This is a genomic window from Pseudomonas tensinigenes, from assembly GCF_014268445.2.
Lineage (GTDB): Bacteria > Pseudomonadota > Gammaproteobacteria > Pseudomonadales > Pseudomonadaceae > Aquipseudomonas > Aquipseudomonas tensinigenes.
The window spans coordinates 33,335-52,846 of the sequence record NZ_CP077089.1 but is presented as its reverse complement, the minus strand read 5'-3'; the positions used below and the strand labels follow the sequence as shown (position 1 = coordinate 52,846).

The 19,512-nt window shown below is 60.0% G+C and carries 21 protein-coding genes; 10 read left to right on the top strand and 11 right to left on the bottom strand.

What is annotated here, in order from left to right; all coding sequences use genetic code 11:
• Position 1: 1 nt before the first annotated feature.
• From HU718_RS00275 to HU718_RS00240, 8 genes are all read left to right on the top strand, one after another.
• The gene (locus HU718_RS00275; RefSeq protein ID WP_186613316.1) at positions 2–2,452 is read left to right on the top strand and encodes an alpha/beta fold hydrolase; all 2,451 of its coding nucleotides are present in this window, start codon (positions 2–4) and stop codon (positions 2,450–2,452) included.
• On the top strand, positions 2,449–2,958 hold the full coding sequence (locus HU718_RS00270; protein WP_186613318.1) for a hypothetical protein: 510 nt from the start codon (positions 2,449–2,451) through the stop codon (positions 2,956–2,958). The genes HU718_RS00275 and HU718_RS00270 overlap by 4 nt, the downstream gene beginning before the upstream one ends.
• 86 nt (positions 2,959–3,044) lie before the next feature.
• The gene (locus HU718_RS00265) at positions 3,045–3,500 is read left to right on the top strand and encodes a hypothetical protein (protein WP_150729013.1); all 456 of its coding nucleotides are present in this window, start codon (positions 3,045–3,047) and stop codon (positions 3,498–3,500) included.
• A 4-nt stretch (positions 3,501–3,504) separates the two neighbouring features.
• Positions 3,505–4,050 carry a hypothetical protein gene (locus tag HU718_RS00260; protein ID WP_186613320.1) on the top strand — a complete coding sequence of 182 codons (546 nt, stop codon included), beginning with the start codon at positions 3,505–3,507 and terminating at the stop codon, positions 4,048–4,050.
• Positions 4,051–4,088: 38 nt separating this feature from the next.
• Entirely contained in the window at positions 4,089–4,217 is a 129-nt protein-coding gene (locus HU718_RS29780; protein ID WP_263597794.1) for a hypothetical protein, read from the top strand.
• 2 nt (positions 4,218–4,219) lie between these two features.
• Positions 4,220–5,293 (top strand): tetratricopeptide repeat protein, encoded by a 1,074-nt coding sequence (locus HU718_RS00250; protein ID WP_186613423.1) that lies wholly within the window; start codon positions 4,220–4,222, stop codon positions 5,291–5,293.
• A 67-nt stretch (positions 5,294–5,360) separates the two neighbouring features.
• Positions 5,361–5,792 (top strand): hypothetical protein, encoded by a 432-nt coding sequence (locus tag HU718_RS00245; RefSeq protein ID WP_225936830.1) that lies wholly within the window; start codon positions 5,361–5,363, stop codon positions 5,790–5,792.
• A gap of 280 nt (positions 5,793–6,072) precedes the next feature.
• Positions 6,073–6,234: a hypothetical protein gene (locus HU718_RS00240; protein ID WP_163004675.1), complete on the top strand. Its 162-nt coding sequence runs from the start codon at positions 6,073–6,075 to the stop codon at positions 6,232–6,234.
• Positions 6,235–6,349: 115 nt separating this feature from the next.
• Here the strand turns inward: HU718_RS00240 and HU718_RS00235 are convergent, their stop codons facing one another.
• Positions 6,350–6,721 (bottom strand): DUF6124 family protein, encoded by a 372-nt coding sequence (locus HU718_RS00235; RefSeq protein WP_016985802.1) that lies wholly within the window; start codon positions 6,719–6,721, stop codon positions 6,350–6,352.
• A 581-nt stretch (positions 6,722–7,302) separates the two neighbouring features.
• Between HU718_RS00235 and HU718_RS00230 the strand changes: the two genes are divergently transcribed.
• Complete coding sequence (locus HU718_RS00230; RefSeq protein ID WP_016985803.1) at positions 7,303–7,686, top strand: helicase; 384 nt, start codon at positions 7,303–7,305, stop codon at positions 7,684–7,686.
• Between the two features lie 151 nt (positions 7,687–7,837).
• Here HU718_RS00230 and HU718_RS00225 read toward each other — a convergent pair whose 3' ends face one another.
• From HU718_RS00225 to exbB, 6 genes are all read right to left on the bottom strand, one after another.
• A complete protein-coding gene (locus tag HU718_RS00225) occupies positions 7,838–9,238 on the bottom strand; it encodes an aminoacyl-tRNA deacylase and HDOD domain-containing protein (RefSeq protein ID WP_016985804.1) in 1,401 nt (466 codons plus the stop codon).
• A 79-nt stretch (positions 9,239–9,317) separates the two neighbouring features.
• Positions 9,318–11,393: an ATP-dependent DNA helicase RecG gene (gene recG / locus HU718_RS00220; protein ID WP_127930239.1), complete on the bottom strand. Its 2,076-nt coding sequence runs from the start codon at positions 11,391–11,393 to the stop codon at positions 9,318–9,320.
• A 9-nt stretch (positions 11,394–11,402) separates the two neighbouring features.
• Positions 11,403–12,332: a hydrogen peroxide-inducible genes activator gene (locus HU718_RS00215; RefSeq protein WP_007920331.1), complete on the bottom strand. Its 930-nt coding sequence runs from the start codon at positions 12,330–12,332 to the stop codon at positions 11,403–11,405.
• Positions 12,333–12,515: 183 nt separating this feature from the next.
• A complete protein-coding gene (locus HU718_RS00210) occupies positions 12,516–13,262 on the bottom strand; it encodes a TonB family protein (RefSeq protein WP_038359287.1) in 747 nt (248 codons plus the stop codon).
• Complete coding sequence (gene exbD / locus HU718_RS00205; RefSeq protein WP_134178450.1) at positions 13,259–13,687, bottom strand: TonB system transport protein ExbD; 429 nt, start codon at positions 13,685–13,687, stop codon at positions 13,259–13,261. Before exbD ends, HU718_RS00210 begins: the two co-directional genes overlap by 4 nt.
• A 6-nt stretch (positions 13,688–13,693) precedes the next feature.
• The gene (gene exbB, locus HU718_RS00200; RefSeq protein WP_150729004.1) at positions 13,694–14,647 is read right to left on the bottom strand and encodes a tonB-system energizer ExbB; all 954 of its coding nucleotides are present in this window, start codon (positions 14,645–14,647) and stop codon (positions 13,694–13,696) included.
• Between the two features lie 188 nt (positions 14,648–14,835).
• Here exbB and HU718_RS00195 point away from each other — a divergent pair, with 188 nt between their 5' ends.
• Positions 14,836–15,693, top strand: a complete 858-nt coding sequence (locus HU718_RS00195; protein WP_186613324.1) for an SDR family oxidoreductase — start codon at positions 14,836–14,838, stop codon at positions 15,691–15,693.
• Positions 15,694–15,832: 139 nt separating this feature from the next.
• Here the strand turns inward: HU718_RS00195 and HU718_RS00190 are convergent, their stop codons facing one another.
• The 4 genes from HU718_RS00190 to rpoZ form a co-directional block, all read right to left on the bottom strand.
• Positions 15,833–16,573: a hypothetical protein gene (locus HU718_RS00190; RefSeq protein ID WP_186613326.1), complete on the bottom strand. Its 741-nt coding sequence runs from the start codon at positions 16,571–16,573 to the stop codon at positions 15,833–15,835.
• A 69-nt stretch (positions 16,574–16,642) separates the two neighbouring features.
• Positions 16,643–17,023 carry a RidA family protein gene (locus HU718_RS00185; RefSeq protein ID WP_003229509.1) on the bottom strand — a complete coding sequence of 127 codons (381 nt, stop codon included), beginning with the start codon at positions 17,021–17,023 and terminating at the stop codon, positions 16,643–16,645.
• Between the two features lie 24 nt (positions 17,024–17,047).
• On the bottom strand, positions 17,048–19,153 hold the full coding sequence (spoT, locus tag HU718_RS00180; protein WP_007920338.1) for a bifunctional GTP diphosphokinase/guanosine-3',5'-bis pyrophosphate 3'-pyrophosphohydrolase: 2,106 nt from the start codon (positions 19,151–19,153) through the stop codon (positions 17,048–17,050).
• A gap of 57 nt (positions 19,154–19,210) precedes the next feature.
• Positions 19,211–19,474, bottom strand: coding sequence for a DNA-directed RNA polymerase subunit omega (rpoZ, locus tag HU718_RS00175; RefSeq protein ID WP_016985812.1), 264 nt, complete (start codon positions 19,472–19,474; stop codon positions 19,211–19,213).
• Positions 19,475–19,512: the final 38 nt, after the last annotated feature.

The following is a 19,512-nucleotide window of genomic DNA, read 5'->3' as shown; positions in this document are numbered from 1 at the left end:
CATGAGCAAGCCGTTGATGTACCTGCTGGCCGGCAACGGCAGCGCTGCCGATTGGTGGGATGACGCGCTGCCGCACTTTCAGCGCTACGACGTGGTGCCGCTGGAGTTACCGGGCTTCGGCGCCAATCCGCTGCCACCCTGCGAGGATCTGGCGGACTACGCGCAGACCTTGTTGGCGATGACGCAGAAGGGCAGCGCGATCATGGCGGTCGGGGTCAATGCCTTGCTTGTATTGCATGCGTTGCAGCGTCGGCCCGGACACTTTTCCCGCAGCGTTTTGTTGGCGCCGGTCGGTGCGTTTTTGTGGCAGCGGCGGTTACCGGCACTGATGTCGCCGCTGCCGATCCGCAAGACCATTCACTGGCTGCTGTCGAACAAGCCCAAGCTGTTCGCCCGCAAGTTCTCCAACCAGACCTGGACGCCCGCGCAGTACCAGCGCATGGGCGCCGGCTATGCGCGCTGCCGTGCGTTTGTACCGCATTGGGATCTGATTCGCGCCGATACCGCGTTGCCACTGCTGGAGTGGATCACCGATCCGGTCGAGTTGGTTTGGGGCGATCAGGACGCTGTACTCGGCATCGAGCAAGCGGCAGCGTGGTCGGCGATTCTCGCCCGCGCTGATCTGACCATCAGCCTGAAACCCGGTTGGGGTCATTACCCGTGGATCGACTCGCCCGCGCAGTTCGCGCAGTGGCTGGAGTCGGGCGAGCGCGGGTTTGTTGCGCACACCAAGGGCGGGCGTTTGCGTCTGGCTGAACTGGCCCGGAAAGCGGTACCGGCAGCGCTGACCCTCAACGATTACACCGATCCGCGTCTGCCGGCATTTCTCGCCGCCCAACCTGATGTGACCTGGGCGGTGCGCTCCTCCAGTTATGGCGAGGATCAGGCCGATTCGGCGAATGCCGGTTTGAGCACAACCTATCTGCGCGAGCCGACCGCCAACGTGCCAACACGCATCGCCGAACTGACGGCCGAAGGCGTTGAGGAAGTGGTGGTGCAGCGCTTCATCACGCCGGTCGTTTCCGGCATCGCTTTCGTGCGCCATCTCTCGGTAGAACTCGAATGGGTGGAAGGCCATCTCGAATCGCTGGCCGACGGTCACGTAAGCCCCTCGCGGGCAACGTTTTCGCGGCTCGGCGATGCCTGGCGCAGCGGCACATTCACGCCGTCCCACGGTTTGACCGAAGACCTGTTGTGGCGCTTTCTGCAAGACGTGCTGCGCGTGTTCCACTACGTGCCCGGCGACGTCGAATGGGCCTGGGATGGCTCGCAACTCTGGCTCCTGCAATACCGGCCGATCAGCGACTACGGCTGGCGCCGGCACCTCACCGCCGCCAATATCGCCGAGATCCTGCCGCCGCAACCGAGCGTGTTGGTGGAATACGCCCAGCGCCGCGCGGCAGCGAGTATTCCGGCGATCATGGCGCGTTGGGATGCGCGGGTGTTGCAGGACAACGAGCCGTTCACCGCAGTGTTCGGCGGCGCGTCCTATATCAACAATGATCTGTTTCTTGCAAGGCTGGCCGACTGGGGCATCAGCGCCGATAACTACGCGGGTGAAGTTGGCGGCGCGACGCCTCATCTGCCGTGGCAACCGCTGAAGATGCTGCGTTCGTTGCCGCTGTTTTTGCGTATGCAACGCAAGGCTCGCGGCCATTTGCTGAATCTTGAAAACGGCTTGCAGCGCTTCGATCGGGAACTGGCCGAACTCGTCGCCCAAGCTGCCGATGGCCAGCAACTGGCGGACTGGTTCACCCGGTTTTACGTGTTCGTGGTGCAAGGCAATCTGTGTATCGCCACGGCGCTGGCCAGTAGTGGCGGCGATTGGCTGGGCCGTCCGCCGACCGCTTACGACAACCTTGAAAACAGTCCGCATCGATTGCCGTGGGAAACCGATCCGGCTACACCTCGACCCGCGTCGAGCGAACTGCCGCTACAGCCATTCCCGCAATGGTCAGGGCTGATCCGCCTCGCGCATTCGACCGGCCTGCCGGGCCTGCGCGGTTACTACCTGCAAGTGCGCGAGTGGTATCGCGACAACCTCATGCGCATCTTCTTCCGTCTGCACCACGCCATGCCGCTGGCGGATCGCGAACACTGGTTTGCACCGCACCCCGATGTGCGCACCCGAGACGGCAGCTTCTGGCAGGACGGTCGCGAGGGTGCGGAGCTGGCCACCGGGTTCATGATTTATCCGGGACAGGTGCAAGGCATCCTCGGCGCCGACATCCTGCTCGAAGACACCCTCGATCCGGGGCGACACGCGCATTACCAGACGGCGCGGGCAGTGATTGCGCGGATGGGCGGACGCTTGTCGCATGGCTCGACGTTGCTGCGGGAGCTGCGCAAGCCGTCGGCGGTGATGCCGCAGGTGGATCCGGCGTGGGTGGGGTGTGAGGTGTTGTATCGGGATGGTGAGTTGCAATTGATTAATTCGAAGGATACGAAGTGAAACGATTGCTGGTGTTATGTGTGAGCTGGTTGCCGATAGCGGTTATGGCGGCAGATGTTTGCAATCAGGAAGCTGACTCAAAATATTTCTTATCGCAATGGTCGCAGAGCAGTGAACATCCGGAAGACATACTTTCCAGTCTCGATGGAAAAGAGTTTTCTATCGATCCGGGCCACGTGGTTTTTCGCGGCGATCTAAATGGCGATGGCATCGAAGACTTCATCTTCAATTCCCGCGTCGGCATTGGCTCATCAATGGATAGCACATTTGCCTTCCTGATCCAGTGCCGTGGTTATTTGAGGTATTCGGGCGGCGATTACTTCGCCGGGGTCAAAGTTCTGGACGGCCCACCCAAGGGGGGAGGTGAGTTCAAGGACATCGAGATCTACTCCTACATCAGGGACAAGCGCGGGCGGATTCGCTACAAGGGTGAAAAGGCCATGACACGGCCACATCTGTGGCAATTCGACCCGCAGACACAGCGTTATGAAGGGCTGGCTGAGTAAGCCGACGGTCCCCACGGCATTTACGGAGTTACTACGTGAAAGGATTTTCGATTGTTCTCGGCAGCTTGATATTGGCTGCCGCGTCCATGGCATTCGCTGCCGATCCAACCTTCAAGGATTACACCGTCACGCCAGTTTTCACCGGCCCCAACCATAAGCTGGTGCCGCAAGAAAACAGCAGCCCAATGATGGATCATGCACGGGTGCAAGCCCTGAAAGGCAAGGTCAACTTCGCAGGCCATTACATCCTGCACAGGCTCGGCTGTGGCGGCAGCGCCATTTGCGGCGAAGTGCTGGACGCTCAGACTGGGGAAGTCGTTGGCGGTCTGCCCAATGCTTACGACGGCAGCACGTTCGGCATGGTTTACCAGCCCGAGAGCCGCTTGATCATCGTGTCCGGCATCACGCTCGACGGTGAAGAAGATGCGCAGGGGAATGCGTTGGAAAGTGGTAACCGGGATCGTTACTACGAGTTTGTGAACAATGAATTTCGACTGCTGAGCATGACCGACGTGGAATCGTCGCCGATGGATGAGGAGTGAGTGGATGAACCGTCTTCTCGCGGGCAGCCTTTCGCTGCTGCTCTCTCTGCCAGCCTTCGCCGCGCCTTCGGACGCCTTTACCCAGCGCGATGTCATGCAGTGCGGCGGTGTTGAAGTGGTGTTGGTGTCGTCCTGCCGATCGGTGACGGTGGATGGTGCGCAAACCCACGTCATCCCGGTCTGCTCCGACCAGACCATCAATATCGGTAGCAAGGTGCTTCGACGCGATATCAGCAAAGTTTCACAGCTCACTTCCGACGGTGCGAAGACGAAGATGTTGAGCAATGTTGTTGTGGTGATGGATTGCGTGGAAGGCACCAAGGGCAGTCTTGTTTCGATAGGCGGATATGGCGGTTGTGGTGCCTGCGCGGAGTGGCATGGGTATTACTCGACAGCAGGGCGATTGGAGCAATACAGCTTCGATAATAACCAGCGCTCTTTTGGCTCGAAGGGATCTCGGGAAGAGCTGATCAAGGCCTATGGCGTTACGAAGAGACAGTTAATGTCAGAAAGCCCGGTGGTGAAGAGGATCGTCTATGGCCAGCCTTAAGTGGGTGTTGATGATCAGCAGTTTGTTCAGCGCTACCAATGTCTCGGCAAGAAGAAGCGCAGCGTTATTACCGCGAGTACCGCGACGCGATGAGTGCCGCCGGTAAAGCGCAGAAGATTCCGCAACGCGTCGTTGAGCGATCTGAAATTCAGGGACTGAGACAGTGAATATGTTCTTCCGCTTTATCGTGTTGAGCCTTGGGCTGCTAACCACTTCATACGCACTCGCTGCCCCACAAGTCCTGAAGGAAATTCCGGCTAGCTTGCTGGGTGATGCATCACGGCAAAAGGTATTTGTTCTGACAGGGGATGCGGACGAGGCCTCCAATCGGTTGTTGATCGCGCCGGTGCAGGCACGTAATGAGGAAATTTTGCTCGATACGTCGAAGGCGCTGCCTCTGATCAAGAGTCAGTACTCGTCCGCTCTTCAGGGTGTCTTCAGCGTCCATGTACTCAAAGGTCGCCCTGGCGTCATGACTGTCATTGATCCGCAGGCTGAGGAAGCTGTGGTCAAGCAGCCGTTCGTTGAGGCAGGGGATTACATCGCGCTGGTAACCAGCGAAGAAGATAACGCGGTTTACAACTTCAACCTGTTGTTCGCCTTCAACAGAGGTTCAAAGCAGTTTGAGCTGAAAGCTCTGCTGGAAGTGGCGAACAACGACTCCTGTGATCGGTCGCTTGTCAGCGTAGTGGAGTTGCCGGTGCAGACATTGGGCCCGATCACTCTCGCCTCTTTCGATGGGCGTGAGGCGCTGCAGAAGCTGCAGGTTGCTCGTACTGGCAGTATTGAGGGCGTTAGAAAGAAATTGATGACCGTCGATTCAGCTGATCTGCTGGATATGGCGCTGGCAGCCTACCGAAAGGGTTATGACTCTTCCTTCAAGGATACGATGAGCTACGCGTTGATGGGTGGTGGTTCACATGACACTTGTCCCCCGGATAGCTATATCGCCGCAAAGTACTACTACCCGCAGCGTCCCGGCTGGTCCAACGACCTAGGTTTTCTACTCGGCGAAGCGGGTTACTACGTAGAGTCCATTGAACTGTTGAATGCGGTAATTGCACACAACCCAGAGCGGACGGTGGCTTACCTGAATCTCGCAGATAGCTATTGGGCTATGAACGATAAAGAGCGAGCAGTGCCGGCGTACAAGCAATACGCATCGCGTATGTCGGAAGCGGGAAAGGCTTCGAAGATCCCGGCGAGGGTGGTTGAGCGCAGCGCTGTGGCGCCCGAGGCGTGACCAGCGCTCGGTGAGTTGCTGAAAGCATGTTTTTTATTACCCATGAACCGCTAAAGGAATGTTCGGTTTGAAATTTTCGTCTGCATTGTTTTCCGCGTTGCTCGTTTTCGTTCCTCTGGCGGCGCATAGCGAGGTCACGACCGAGGTTTTTTGCTTCCGCTCTCACGAAGGCAAGCCCATAAATTTTGAGTTCAGAACCTATTACGATTCTGTCGCCAAGTGGAGCGGTGCTGGCGTCAAGTACAGCAAGTCGAAGAAGGCCATCACTCTGGTTCATCGCAATACTGAACAAGAAGAACTCGTGTATGGCCGGCCCTACCAGTACACGACCACTTGGGTTGAAGTAGTTGATGGCGCACTGACAGGTGAGTATCAGATGGTTACTCAGGGTGGCCGGGTTGATGCGATGTCGTATACGAATTACAAATCCGCAAAGAAGTATTCGTTTGAAAACGATTACAACATGGATTCGAAACCTGAAACAGGTTGCCAATGGTGAGGCGGGGAATATTCGGGAAGGGGACTTAACCTCCCTTTATGGGCAGTAAATCTCGTCTCGCCGATGCGTGATGAGTCAGCGACAGGGATAGAACCTGCGGTTTGCTTCGATCAGATAATCAATGTCGGGGTGTTTCCGGCTGCTATTCAAGAGCTTTCAAATATCGCTACTCTCTCGACCTTCAAAATCGCCATTGATTATCCATGCCCAAGAATCAAAGGGGCGGGTGGCGCCGCCAGACAGGGCGATCCAGTCAAATTACGAGACCCGAGAGGTTTCCATGAAAAAGTCCAAACATGAACCAAAGCCGATGATGGCTGCCCGGTTCCAGGCCGAAGCTCGTGAAGCTTTGGCCAAGCGTTCTGGTAAGCGCAGCCGCTTTCTGGATGTTGCTCTGTCCAATGGCAGTGATTTCGAGCCTGTCGGTCGACTGGCTGGCTGAAGGTTTTCGGATTCTCAATAAAGCTGCCGTGATTGGCAGTTTTTTTGTGCCTGGACTTTTACAGGCAGTTGCAGAAAGGGGACTTAACGTCCCCTTTTTTCATCCGCAAATCCCGCTACGGCTTGGCCGCCACGCTTCGCACTTCAATCTGATCGAGCGTCCCTTCGACCATCAATCTCACGCCGTCCGCCATTCTGCTCAGGGCCAGCGCCACCGAGCGGCGGGAGCCGTGGAGGTCGTCGGCGAGGTCGCAGGCGATGACGCTGATGGACAGGAGATCTTCGGAGGCGTTGGCCATGAGGGCTTCGGCGTCGGTGCCGGGGGAGAGTTTGAAGAGGCCGTTCTCACGTTTGGGGTGTGGTTCGACGGCTGGTTTGAAATGGTGGTCGAGGGCGCGCTCGGCGGCTTCGTGGAATTTCTTTGATTCCAGAGATTCGTAGGGCGAAATATCCGGGTTTTCTGGGGGATTGGGTGTTGGTTTGATCATAGGTATTTTCCGAGTTATGGAGCCAACACCGTTTCGCTTGCTTCGAAAGGGTGGCAGCTGTGTATAGGTGTGCAAGACCGGACTCGGAAACCGGCAGACCCGAAGGCCTCCCATACACAGCCGCCATAACAGTTCGCGAGCATAGGAAAACACTCGGCGAATAGCCATAACTGAATGCATGACGAGTCTGGACTTGCACGTCCGAGTCACCGATTTTGCGGCGACCCACAGAGCCTATCCCCACCGCACCAACTCGCCTAGTTCATGGACAGCCCCGCACTTTGCAGGAAATTTCCCATAGATTCGCGGGGCGGAAGATCAAAAGATCGCAGGCTTCGCCAACTCCTACAGGGATGTGTTTCAACAGGTGTAGGAAAGGTGAGTGGTGAGACGCGGAGCGTCTCGGGATGCATTCCCACGCGCAGCGGGGGAACGATCAGTGGGCGAGCGCTGAATCGTGACTTGGCGGTCATCGTGCGGGAAATGGTCTGCATCCTCTTCCAATAGAGTCAGATACTGGCGTTATCGTCCGAATCCCTTACACTGCCCCGGCCGTTCATTTTCCTTTTGAGGCTGTGCGCATGAAATTTCGTTTTCTTCTGTGGATGATGGGTTTGTTGATGGGTAAGGCCAGCCGGACAAATCCTGCGTTCCAGCAGCAGTTGGGTGACAAGGATCTGGTGTTTCAGCTGCAGACGCTGGACGGGAAAGTGGCGCGGCATTTCGTGGTCAAGGATCAGCGCATCACCAGTAAGTCTGGCGTGGTGGCGGAGCCGGCGTTTGCGATTGCGTTTAAAGATGCCGGTTATGGCTTTGCCACGATGCAGGCGAAGAACAAGCAGTTGGCGTTTATGCAGGGGATTCAGGACAAGTCGATCCAGCTCAAGGGCAATCCGGCGCTGGTGATGTGGTTTCAGGGGTTGATGAAGTATTTGGTGCCGAGGAAGGCTAAGCCTAAGGCTTGAGCCTTTGGTGACGCGGAGCGTCACGGGATGCATTCCCACGCGGAGCGTCGGAACGATCAGGGGCGGTCTGGTAGACCGAGTTGGATTCTTCGCGAGCAGGCTCGCTCCCACAGGGATTTTGGTGATCCTTGGGGAGCGGGCCTGTTTCGTTTTAGGCCTGGCTGAACTGCGAGGCCAGTTCACGCAGCAGGACTTCGGCTTCGAGGACTTTGCTGACGACGTCGTTGGCCTTGTCGCGGGTCAGGCCCACACGTTCAAGCAGCGCATCCGGGATGTCTTCATCCGGCCCAGAGCCAATCCCGCGGCTGCGCAACAGGCGCACGGCCAGGCAGACGAGGTTCGGGTATTCGGCGTAGGCGCCGTCATAGCTTGGGTCGTGCTGGAAGCGCAGGGCGGTGGCCAGTTCGTCGGGCATGTCCCAGTAGCGCATCAGCCATGAGCCGATCTGTTCGCGGCTGATACCGAGCAGGTGTTGCTCGATGTAGCTGTGGCACAGGTGCGGGTTGACCTCCAGGTGGCGGCAGATCAGCGAGAAGTGCGGCGGGAATACGTGGGCCAGCAGCAGGTAACCGAAGTTGTGCAGCAAGCCAGCCAAGTAGGTCAGGCCGGCTTCCGGGCGCTGGGCGCGCGGCATGGCGCGGGTCAGGCCTTCGATGACGGCGGCGGTGTAGATCGACTGCTGCCAGTACGGTGTGGTGTGTTGCGGGTGGTCTTTGGGCAGGCTCAGGGTCTTGCCGAGGGCCAGGCCCAGCGCGAGGTTGATCACCAGATCAAAACCGAGCACGCGAACGATCGCGTCTTCCACCGAACGAATCTTGCCCGGCGAGGCGTAGTACGGCGACGCCGCCCAGCTCACCACTTGCGCGGCCAGTGCCGGGTCGGTTTCGACGACGCCGGTGATGTCGTCGATGGTGGCGTTAGGGTCGACGCGCAGTTTGATGATTTTTTGCGCAGTCTCGGCCAGCGGCGGAATCTCGATGGTCGCTTCCAGCCGTTGCTGAATGCGCCGCGCGGTGAACGCTTGCACGGCCTGGGTGATTTCCTCGCGGTCATCGTCCGGGCGGTCGAGGTTCGGGCGGATGCTGCTCAGGGCTTCGCCGAAGTTGGCGGCGCTGGCCTTGGTCAGCATGGTCTTGAAGTCTTCGCTGGCGATTTCCAGCAGCAGGCCCGGCTCGCCGGAGTTGATCAGCAACTTCGGCTCGCGCAGCAGGCTTTCTTCGTAGAGGCACGGCGAGCTGGTCAGCGCCGGCAGGCCTGGCAGCAGGCTCAGGCTGTGTTTGCCGAGCATCTTTTCCAGGCGCTCGGTGGACACGGCGGTCAGGCGACGGCCAGTCAGTTCGGCGAGGCGGTTGAGGTCGAGCAATTGGCTCTGCGGAAACAGCACCATCAGCGCGCCGACGGCGTCGTCCAGCAACACGGCTTGTACCTTGCGCGATGCATTGAGGCCGTGGTGGTCGAGCACTTCTTCGTAGGCGATCCCGAGTTTGCCTAGCAGCAGCCGAATGACAGACGGCGCGTGCGGGGATTCGGGGGCGAGAGCGGCTTCGGTCATGATCTGTATCCGTTTTTGAAACAATGGCAGGAGTATAACCAGCTTGATCAGAACGATCTGTCAGAAACTGCGACGGTGCTCACACTTGGCCGTATTGCTGCCCGTGGCGCAACCAGCGATCGAGTAATGGGCTGACGTGGGTTGGCCAGCGTTCCAGCAAGGCTTGCGCGGCGTCGCGGACGGCGGGCAGCAGGTCGGCGTCGCGCATCAGGTCGGCGACTTTGAATTGCAGCAGGCCGGTCTGGCGGGTGCCGAGCATTTCCCCGGGGCCGCGCAGTTCGAGGTCTTTTTCGGCGATGACGAAACCGTCGTTGGTCTCGCGCATGATGCCCAGGCGCTGGCGACCGATCTGCGACAGCGGCGGATGGTAGAGCAGCACGCAATGGCTGGCGGCGCTGCCCCGGCCGACACGGCCACGCAGCTGGTGCAGTTGCGCGAGGCCGAGGCGCTCGGGGTTTTCGATGATCATCAGGCTGGCGTTGGGCACGTCGACGCCGACTTCGATCACCGTGGTGGCGACCAGCAGTTGCAGGTTGCCGGCCTTGAATTCGGCCATGACGGCGGCCTTCTCGACGGGCTTCATGCGCCCGTGAATCAGCCCGACTTTCAGCTCGCCGAGGGCGAGGGTGAGGTCTTCAAACGTGGTTTCGGCGGCCTGGCAGGTCAGCTCTTCGGATTCTTCAATCAGCGTGCACACCCAATAGGCCTGACGGCCTTCGGCGCAGGCACCGCGCACGCGCTCGATGACTTCGACGCGGCGGGTGTCGGTGACCAGCACGGTGTTAACCGGCGTTCGTCCGGGTGGCAGTTCGTCGAGGATCGAGGTGTCGAGGTCGGCGTAGGCACTCATCGCCAATGTCCGTGGAATCGGCGTGGCGGTCATGATCAACTGGTGCGGGCACATGCGTCCGCCGACGCCTTTCTGCCGCAGCGCCAGACGTTGCTGTACGCCGAAGCGGTGCTGCTCGTCGATGATCACCAGCGCGAGATTCTTGAACTGCACTTCGTCCTGGAACAGCGCGTGAGTGCCGACCACCATCGGTGCGCCGCTGGCGATCTGTTCCAGCGCGGTAACGCGGTTCTTGCCCTTGAGCTTGCCGGCCAGCCATGCGACTTCAATGCCCAGCGGCTCGAGCCAGCGCTTGAAGGTGATGAAGTGTTGTTCGGCGAGAATCTCGGTCGGCGCCATCAGCGCAACCTGATAACCGGCCTCCAGCGCTTGCAGTGCGGCGAGGGCGGCGACCACGGTTTTGCCCGCGCCGACGTCGCCCTGAATCAACCGCAGCATCGGTTCGTGCTGGCTGAGGTCGTAGGCGATTTCGTTGCCGACGCGCTGTTGGGCGCCGGTCGGGTTGAAGCCGAGGTTGGCCAGGTATTTCGGCGGCAGCTTTTTCGCTTTCGGCATCGCTGGCGCGCGCAGCGACCGCATGCTTTCGCGCAGACGTTGCTGCGACAGTTGATGGGTCAGCAGTTCTTCGAAAGCCAGACGATGCTGCGCCCAGTGATGACCGAGGGCGAGTTCGTCGACATCGGCATCGGCAGGCGGGTTGTGCAGGTAGCGGATCGCGTCGGCCAGCGGCGCCAATTGATAGTCGCGCGCCAGTTCGGTCGGCAGCCAGTCGGGCAGGGTGTCGGGCTTGAGCAGGGTCAACGTCTGCATGCACAACTGACGAAGGCGCGCTTGGGTCAGACCTTCGGTGAGCGGATAGACCGGGGTCAGGGTTTCATCGACTGGCGGCGGTTCGTCACCAGTAATGGCGCGGTATTCCGGGTGGTAGATTTCCAGGCCTGAGGCGCCGGGCCGGGCCTCGCCGTAACAGCGAACCCGCGTGCCGCGCTTGAGGCCTTCTTTCTGCGCGTTGCTGAAATGGTAGAAGCGCAGGCTGAGACCGCCGGTGCCATCCTGCAAGCGCACAACGAGGCTGCGACGGCGGCCCATGACCACGTCGGCGCCGCTGACGGTGCCTTCGACCACGGCATCCTGTCCCGGTCGCAGCGCGCCGATCGGCACCACACGGGTGCGATCCTGATAGCGCAGCGGCAGGTGAAACAGCACGTCCTGCAGGTTCTCCAGACCGACCTTGGCCAATTTCTCGGCCATGGCTTCGCCGACACCCTTGAGTGCCGTCACCGACACTTGCGACAGCTCCGTCATGACGCTCGCTTAACCGGCCGTAACCGGTGCCGCTGGCTTGGCCACCGAACACAGGCGAATGGAGTCGGCGAGAATCTCGATGGCTTTCGGCCGTGGGAAGCTCGCGCGCCAGGCAATGGCCACGGTGCGGAACGGCACCGGCGGCGACAGTGGGCGCACTTCGATCACGCCCGGAGCGTAGTGATGGCTGTCGACGGCCGACAACGGCAGGATCGAGATGCCCAGGCCGGAGGCGACCATGTGGCGAATGGTTTCCAGCGAGCTGGATTCGACCGTGGTGTGTTTGGCGCCGTCGTTGCCCTTGGTCAGGGTCGGGCAGGCTTCCAGCACTTGGTCGCGGAAGCAGTGGCCTTCGCCGAGCAGCAGCAGGCTCTTGTCGTTGAGCAGGCCGGCGTCGATGGTTTCTTTTTGCGTCCACGGGTGCTGGGCCGGCATCAGGACGTAGAACGGCTCGTCGTACAGCGGCAGGGTCAGCACGTCGGCTTCGTTGAACGGCAGGGCGATGATGATCGCGTCGAGCTCGCCGTTGCGCAGTTTGTCGCGCAGCACGTGGGTGAAGTTTTCTTCGATGTACAACGGCATCTGCGGGGCGACCCGGTGCAGTTGCGGAATCAGGTGCGGGAACAGGTACGGGCCGACGGTGTAGATCGCGCCGACTTTCAGCGGTGCGGTCAGCTGGTTCTTGCCGGCCTGGGCCAGTTCGCGAATGCCTTGCGCTTGCTCGAGGACTTTCTGCGCCTGGGCGACGATGCCTTCGCCGACCGGGGTCAGGCGCACGGCACTTTTGCTGCGCTCGAAAATCAGCACACCGAGTTCGTCTTCAAGCTTTTTCACGCCCACCGACAGGGTCGGCTGGCTGACGTGGCAACGTTCGGCGGCGTGGCCGAAATGCTGCTCTTGGGCGAGGGTAACGATGTAGCGTAATTCTGTGAGGGTCATAGCAAGCGTCCATGAAGATGCGGGCCAAGCATACCGGCTGCAATCGATAGACGCACGTTATCAGACTGAGGGCCCAATGCGACTACGTCATAAAGCAAAAGATCGCAGCCTTCGGCAGCTCCTACAGGGAAATGCATTCCAATGTAGGAGCTGCCGAAGGCTGCGATCTTTTGATCTTGCTACTTAGCGGCGGCGTTCGAGCGAGTAAACAAACGGCGCAACAATTTCAATCGAGCCATTGTTCAACATGTCGGCCGGTGGCTTGGGCAGCGGCTGCGCGCGGCGGATCATTTCCAGGGTGGCCCGGTCCAGATCGGCGTTGCCGGAGCGGCCGACCAGTTCGAACGACAACACATTGCCTTCGGCATCCACCACGAAACGCAGACGGTTCAAGCCTTCCTTGCCCCGTGCCTGAGCACTGGCCGGGTACTTTTTGTACTTGGCCAAATGCGCGAGCAGGGTGCCTTGCCAACTGGCCTTGGCAGCCATCTGAGCCGGCGACGGACCCGGTGCAGGCTGGGCGGATTTCTCCGTCGGGGCCTGAGTCGGTTGAGTGTCAGCCGGTTTCTCCTCGGAAGGTTTTTCCTTCGGTGGATCGGGCAGCTTCTTCTCAACCGGCTTCGGCGGTTTAGGCTTTGGCTTCGGCTTGGGTTTCTGCACCGCGATTTCAGCTTTCGGTGCTTCGGCCAGCTTCGGAATCGGCAACTCTTCGACCGGAGCCGGTGGCTGCGGCGGTGTGACGACTTTCGGCGGAGCAGGCGGTGGCGGGGCCGGAACCGGGGCCAGCTCGACCATCATTGCCTGCGGCGGCAATTCGATGGGCGGGCGGGCGGTCCAGTTCAGCGCCAGCGCGATGGCCAGCGCGTGAACGCCCAGCACCACGGCCAGGCTACCGCTGTAACGCGTCAGCTTATGGCGCGTCGTGATCATTTCTTGGCTGCCGTCTCAAGTCCGACCAGACCGACCTTCAGGTAACCGGCGCCGCGCAGCTTGTCCATCACGCTCATGAGGTCGCCGTAATCCACGCCTTTATCGGCCTGGAAGAAGATGGTGGTGTCTTTCTTGCCCTGAGTCTTGGCGTCGAGCACGGCGCCAAGGGTTTCGGCTTTGACTTCCTCGTCGCCGATGTACAGGCGCTGGTCAGCCTTGACGCTGAGGAACACCGGTTTCTCTGGCCGCGGCGCCGGTTTGGCGGTCGAGGCGGGCAGGTCAACTTTGATGTCCACGGTGGCCAATGGAGCCGCCACCATGAAGATGATCAACAGCACCAGCATCACGTCGATGAACGGCGTGACGTTGATTTCGTGGTTCTCGGCCAGATCGTCGTCTGCGCCTTCTTTCAAATGCAGGCCCATGGCCGATTACCCCACTTTGACCATGTGCGGCTGCGAGCTGCGCTCAGGCTGGTGGTCGAGGTCACGGCTGACCAGCAGCAGAACTTCTGCCGAGGCGTCGGAAACCTGCGCCTTGTAACCGGCGATGGAGCGGGCGAAGACGTTGTAGATCACCACGGCTGGAATCGCGGCAACCAGACCCAGTGCGGTGGCCAGCAGTGCTTCAGCAATACCGGGCGCTACGACAGCAAGGTTGGTGGTCTGGGTTTTGGCGATGCCGATGAAGGAGTTCATGATGCCCCATACGGTACCGAACAGGCCGACGAACGGCGCGGTGGAACCGATAGTGGCGAGGACGCCGGTGCCGCTGCTCATGTTGCGACCGCAGGCTGCTACCAGACGCTCGAGACGGAAGCTGACGCGTTCCTTGATGCCTTCCTTCTCGCGGCTGTTGACCGACAGGCGCATCTCTTCGAGGGCGTCGTGCACCAGCAGGTTGGCGAGGGTGCCTTCCTTGCCGGCAGTGGTACTGGCTTCTTTAAGGGTGGTGGCTTTCTTCAGGGCGGCGATTTCACCACGCAGACGACGCTTGGCGCCCATCAGCTCGAAGCCTTTGGCGATCCAGATGGTCCAGGTGATGATGGAAGCGATGGCCAGACCGATCATCACGATTTTCACGATGATGTCGGCGTTCTGGTACATGCCCCAAGGCGACAGGTCGTGGGCCATGCCCAGGCTGTTGTCGGCTTCGAGAACTTCAGGGACGTCGGCAGCGTCAACTGCTTGCACTGGATCGGTAGCGGCCGGGGCAGCCGGAGCGGCGGCTGGTGCGCTTTGCTCGGTGGCAGCTGGCGTTGCTGGCGCTTGAGCGTCGGCGAAAGCGGCGGTCGGTGCCAGCATCAGGCTGAGCAGCAGAGCCGCCAGCGCGCTCCAGGCGCGAGGTCGATTGGTTGGCGAAGCGGGGATTTGATTACGTGTCATGCTGGCCGGACCTGAGATAGAAAAACGGTGATGCTCTACCAGGCCTCGTGAGGCCGAGAACAAAAGTGGCGTGCATTATTGCAAGTAATTCTTGTTAACAAAAGTAATAGAGTATCTTTTTTTCCTGCATTGCTAGCCGCTCGTCCTGTCCCGAGGCTAGTCTGTGTCTTTCCGATAGGAGTTTTTTGATGTCCGCGCCTTCTGTTTTGATTGCCGGTTGTGGTGATGTCGGCAGTCGTCTGGCCAAGCAATTGCTGGCGGCTGGCTGGGAAGTTCATGGCTTGCGCCGGGATGTTTCGAAGCTGCCTGCTGGGGTGATTGGCGTTGCCGGCGACCTGTTCAACGAAGACTGCCCGGCGACCTGGCCGGTGGGGGCGGTGGACTATCTGGTGTATTGCGCAGCGGCAACCGATCACGATGAAGCCGGTTATCGCGCGGCTTATGTGCAGGGTTTGCAGAATGTTCTGAGTTGGCTCGACGATTACGGGCAAGTGCCTGAGCGGCTGATCTTCGTTTCCAGCAGCAGTGTGTATGGGCAGCAGGAGGGTGAGTGGGTTGATGAGAACTCAGAGACCATCGCTGCCGGTTATTCAGGACGATTGATGCTGGAGGCTGAGCAGGTCGCGCTCAACAGCGGTATTCCGGCAAGCATTCTGCGTTTGACCGGCATCTATGGACCGGGCCGCGAGTGGCTGCTGACTCAAGTGCGTCGCGGCTATCGCGTGGCGGTTGATCCGCCGCTGTATGGCAACCGTATTCATGCCGATGACGCAGCAGGGTTATTGGCGTTTCTGCTGGAAAAGGCTCGGCAGGGCGTGAAGCTGGAGGATTTCTACATCGGTGTCGACGATGCGCCAGCGCCATTGGCGGAAGTCGTGGGCTGGTTGCGTGAGTATCTGGGCGTTACCGAATGGTCTGAAGATGCCAGCGTGCGGCGTACCGGCAGCAAACGCTGCAGCAATGCGCGAGCAAAGGCTCTGGGGTGGACGCCAACGTACCCGAGCTACCGCGAAGGCTACGCCGCGATCCTCGAAGGTAAATGCTGACTTTCTAACAACACAAAACAACTGTGGGAGCGAGCCTGCTCGCGAAAGCGGTGTATCAGGCAATATTACTTTGACTGACACACTGCTTTCGCGAGCAGGCTCGCTCCCACATTTGATCTTCAGCGGTTTCAGAAGCGGGTTACTGCTTCTCCAGCAACCACTTGCGCTCGCCCGCGGTGAACTGCGGTTGTTCATCCGCCATGGCAGCATTCACCGCCTGCAGAATTTCCAGCTCTTTGCCCTTGCGCACAAAGATCCAGTTATTGCCCTGACCGTTCTGCTGCAGCCACATGCTGTCGTTGCCGTTGCTCATCGATGCGCAATCGCCCGCCAGACAAAGTGCGTAGCGATCGGCTCCGGGCAAGCCGGACACTTGGCCGTCAGCCTGGAACTGCACGGTGCTGCCTTCGCCCTGACCACTGGCGATTGTCCAGCTGCCGCCCATGTAGGCGGAATACAGCGCCCGTTCGAAGCTGGCGCCGATCGGTGCGCCTTCCGGCACCGGAATCTGTGCGCGGTCGAACACCTGCTCCGGTTCGTTGTCGCTGGCGGCTTGCTGCAGTTGTCCGCCATCACGTTTCAGCTCGCTGGCGGAGCTGCCATAGAAGTCGACTTTCCAGGCACCGGATTTTTCACCCAGCAGCCGTCCTTCGACGTTCTCAAAACCGTTGGTGTAGCGGGCCTGACTGGCCTTGGTGTTGACGTCCCATTCCAGGTTCGGGCCGTAAGCCTGAAGCGCTTCGCGCAGGGGGCCGCCCTTGGCTGCGGCATCGATCGCCACCTGGTTGATCCAGGTGCCGCTGATGTCACGGTCGGCAGGGTTGCTGGCGCAGCCGCCGAGGAAAATGGCGAGCAGCGGGAGAGCTAGCGCTTTGCGCATGGTGGAATCCTTTCAAAACCTTTTCTTGCAGAGCAGTCGGCGCGGCGTTTGAAGGCCGCGCCGTGCGCATCACTCGATGACCAGAATGGCATCCATTTCAACCTGCGAACCCTTTGGCAGGGCAGCCACGCCAATGGCGGCGCGGGCCGGGTATGGCTGGTCGAAATACTTGCCCATGATCTCGTTGACCTTGGCGAAGTGGCTCAGATCGGTGAGGAAGATGTTCAGTTTGACGATGTCCTTGAACGAACCGCCAGCGGCTTCGGCCACGGCCTTCAGGTTCTCGAACACCTGGACGGTCTGGGCTTCGAAGCCTTCAACCAGTTCCATGGTTTTTGGGTCCAGAGGAATCTGACCCGACATGTATACGGTGTTGCCTGCCTTGATCGCCTGGGAGTAAGTGCCGATGGCGGCCGGGGCCTTGTCGCTGGTGATAACAGTCTTGGTCATGTATGACTCCTTGTAATGGTTGAGTTATGCACGCATGCGGGTGATGCGAATCACCCCGGTCAAGGCGCGCAGCTTCTTGATCACGCGGGCCAGGTGCACACGGTCGTGGACGCTGACCACCAACTGGACCACGCTGATGCGACCATCGCGTTCGTCCATGCTGATTTTCTCGATATTGCCGTCGGCTGCGTTGACGCTGCTGGCCAGCAGGGCGATCAGGCCGCGCTGGTGTTCCAGCTCGACGCGCAGTTCGACGTTGAATTCGCCGGTGACATCCTTGGCCCACGAGAGCTGGATGCATTTTTCCGGGTTGTGCCTGATTTCGCTGATGTTGCGGCAGTTGTCCAGGTGCACGACCATGCCTTTGCCCGCCGACAGGTGCCCGACAATCGGGTCGCCCGGGATCGGCGTGCAGCACTTGGCGTAGCTGAGCACCAAACCTTCGGTACCGCGAATCGCCAGCGGCCCTTCCGGGCTTGGCAGCTGTTCGCCTTCGCCAAGCAGGCGGCGGGCGACCACATAGGCCATGCGGTTGCCCAGGCCGATGTCTTCGAGCAGGTCTTCGATCAGTTCGAGGCGGTACTCGGTGAGCATGGCTTTGACGCGTTCGGCCGGGATCTTCTCCAGCGAACTGTCGAAACCGTTAAGCACCTTGTTCAGCAGGCGTTCGCCGAGGCTGATGGACTCAGAGCGACGTTGCAGTTTCAGCGCATGACGGATGTGCGTGCGCGCCTTGCCGGTGACCACGAAATTGAGCCACGCCGGATTCGGTCGTGCGCCGGGGGCGCTGACGATCTCGACCGTGGAGCCGCTTTGCAGCGGTTCGGACAGCGGTGCGAGACGACGGTTGATCCGGCAGGCGATGCAGCTGTTGCCGACGTCGGTGTGTACCGCGTAGGCAAAGTCGACCGCCGTGGAGCCTTTCGGCAGCTCCATGATCCGGCCTTTGGGCGTGAACACGTAGACCTCGTCCGGGAACAGGTCGATCTTCACGCTCTCGATGAATTCCAGCGAGTTGCCGGCGCGTTGCTGCATTTCCAGCACGCCTTTGACCCACTGGCGGGCACGGGCGTGAGTGCCTTTCGGCTGCTCGTCGCCGCTGGATTTGTACAGCCAGTGGGCGGCGATGCCGTTGTTGGCCATCTCTTCCATTTCGCGGGTACGGATCTGGATCTCGATCGGTACGCCGTGCATGCCGAACAATGTGGTGTGCAGCGACTGATAGCCGTTGGCCTTGGGGATCGCGATGTAATCCTTGAAGCGCCCCGGCAACGGTTTGTACAAATTATGTACAGCACCCAGTACGCGGTAGCAGGTATCGACCTTGTCGACGATGATCCGGAACGCATAGACGTCCATGATCTCGTTGAAGGCCCGACGCTTGCCGCGCATTTTCTTGTAGATGCCGTAGAGGTGTTTCTGCCGACCGCTGACTTCGCCCTGGATGCCGTCGATAGCGAGGCAATGGCCAAGGGATTCTTCGATCTTGTTGACGATTTCCTTGCGGTTGCCCCGGGCGCGCTTGACCGCCTGGTAGATCCGCGCGGAACGCATCGGGTGCATGGCCTTGAAGCCGAGGTCTTCGAATTCGATGCGGATCGCATGCATGCCCAGCCGGTTGGCGATGGGCGCGTAGATTTCGAGGGTTTCCTTGGCGATCCGGCGGCGTTTTTCGCCGGACAGCACTTCCAGCGTGCGCATGTTGTGCAGGCGGTCGGCGAGTTTGACCAGGATCACACGAATGTCGCGCGCCATGGCCATGGCCATTTTCTGGAAGTTTTCAGCCTGGGCTTCGGCCTTGGTCTCGAAATTCATCTGGGTCAGTTTGCTGACCCCGTCGACCAGTTCGGCCACGGTTTCACCGAACTGCGCTTGCAGCGCTTCTTTGGCGATACCGGTGTCTTCGATCACGTCATGCAGCATCGCGGCCATCAGGCTCTGATGGTCCATGTGCATGTCGGCAAGAATATTGGCCACGGCAAGAGGATGCGTGACGTAAGCCTCGCCACTGCGACGGCGTTGACCGTCATGGGCTTGTTCGGCGTAGAAATACGCTCGGCGGACCAGGTTGACCTGGTCATTGCCGAGGTAGGTCGATAAGCGATCGGCGAGGGCGTCTATGCTCGGCATGATGACTCCTGCCGTAAGCTGTGATCCCGCGCCGTGCTACGTCGACCAGGCATAGGCTTAGACGGCCTCGTTGGACTCGTCCTCGAACGCTGCGAACAGCGGCTCATCCTGGACGATTTCCTGCTCGGCGATGAACTCGTAGCTCATCAGGCCTTCAGCGATTTCACGCAGGGCGACAACAGTCGGCTTGTCGTTTTCCCACTGGACCAGTGGCTCTTTGCCGCCGGTGGCCAGTTGACGGGCACGCTTGGTGGACAGCATGACCAGTTCAAAACGGTTTTCCACGTGGTTCAGGCAGTCTTCAACGGTTACGCGGGCCATGGTATTCCTCGGAGCGAATGCAATATGCGCGCTGCCCG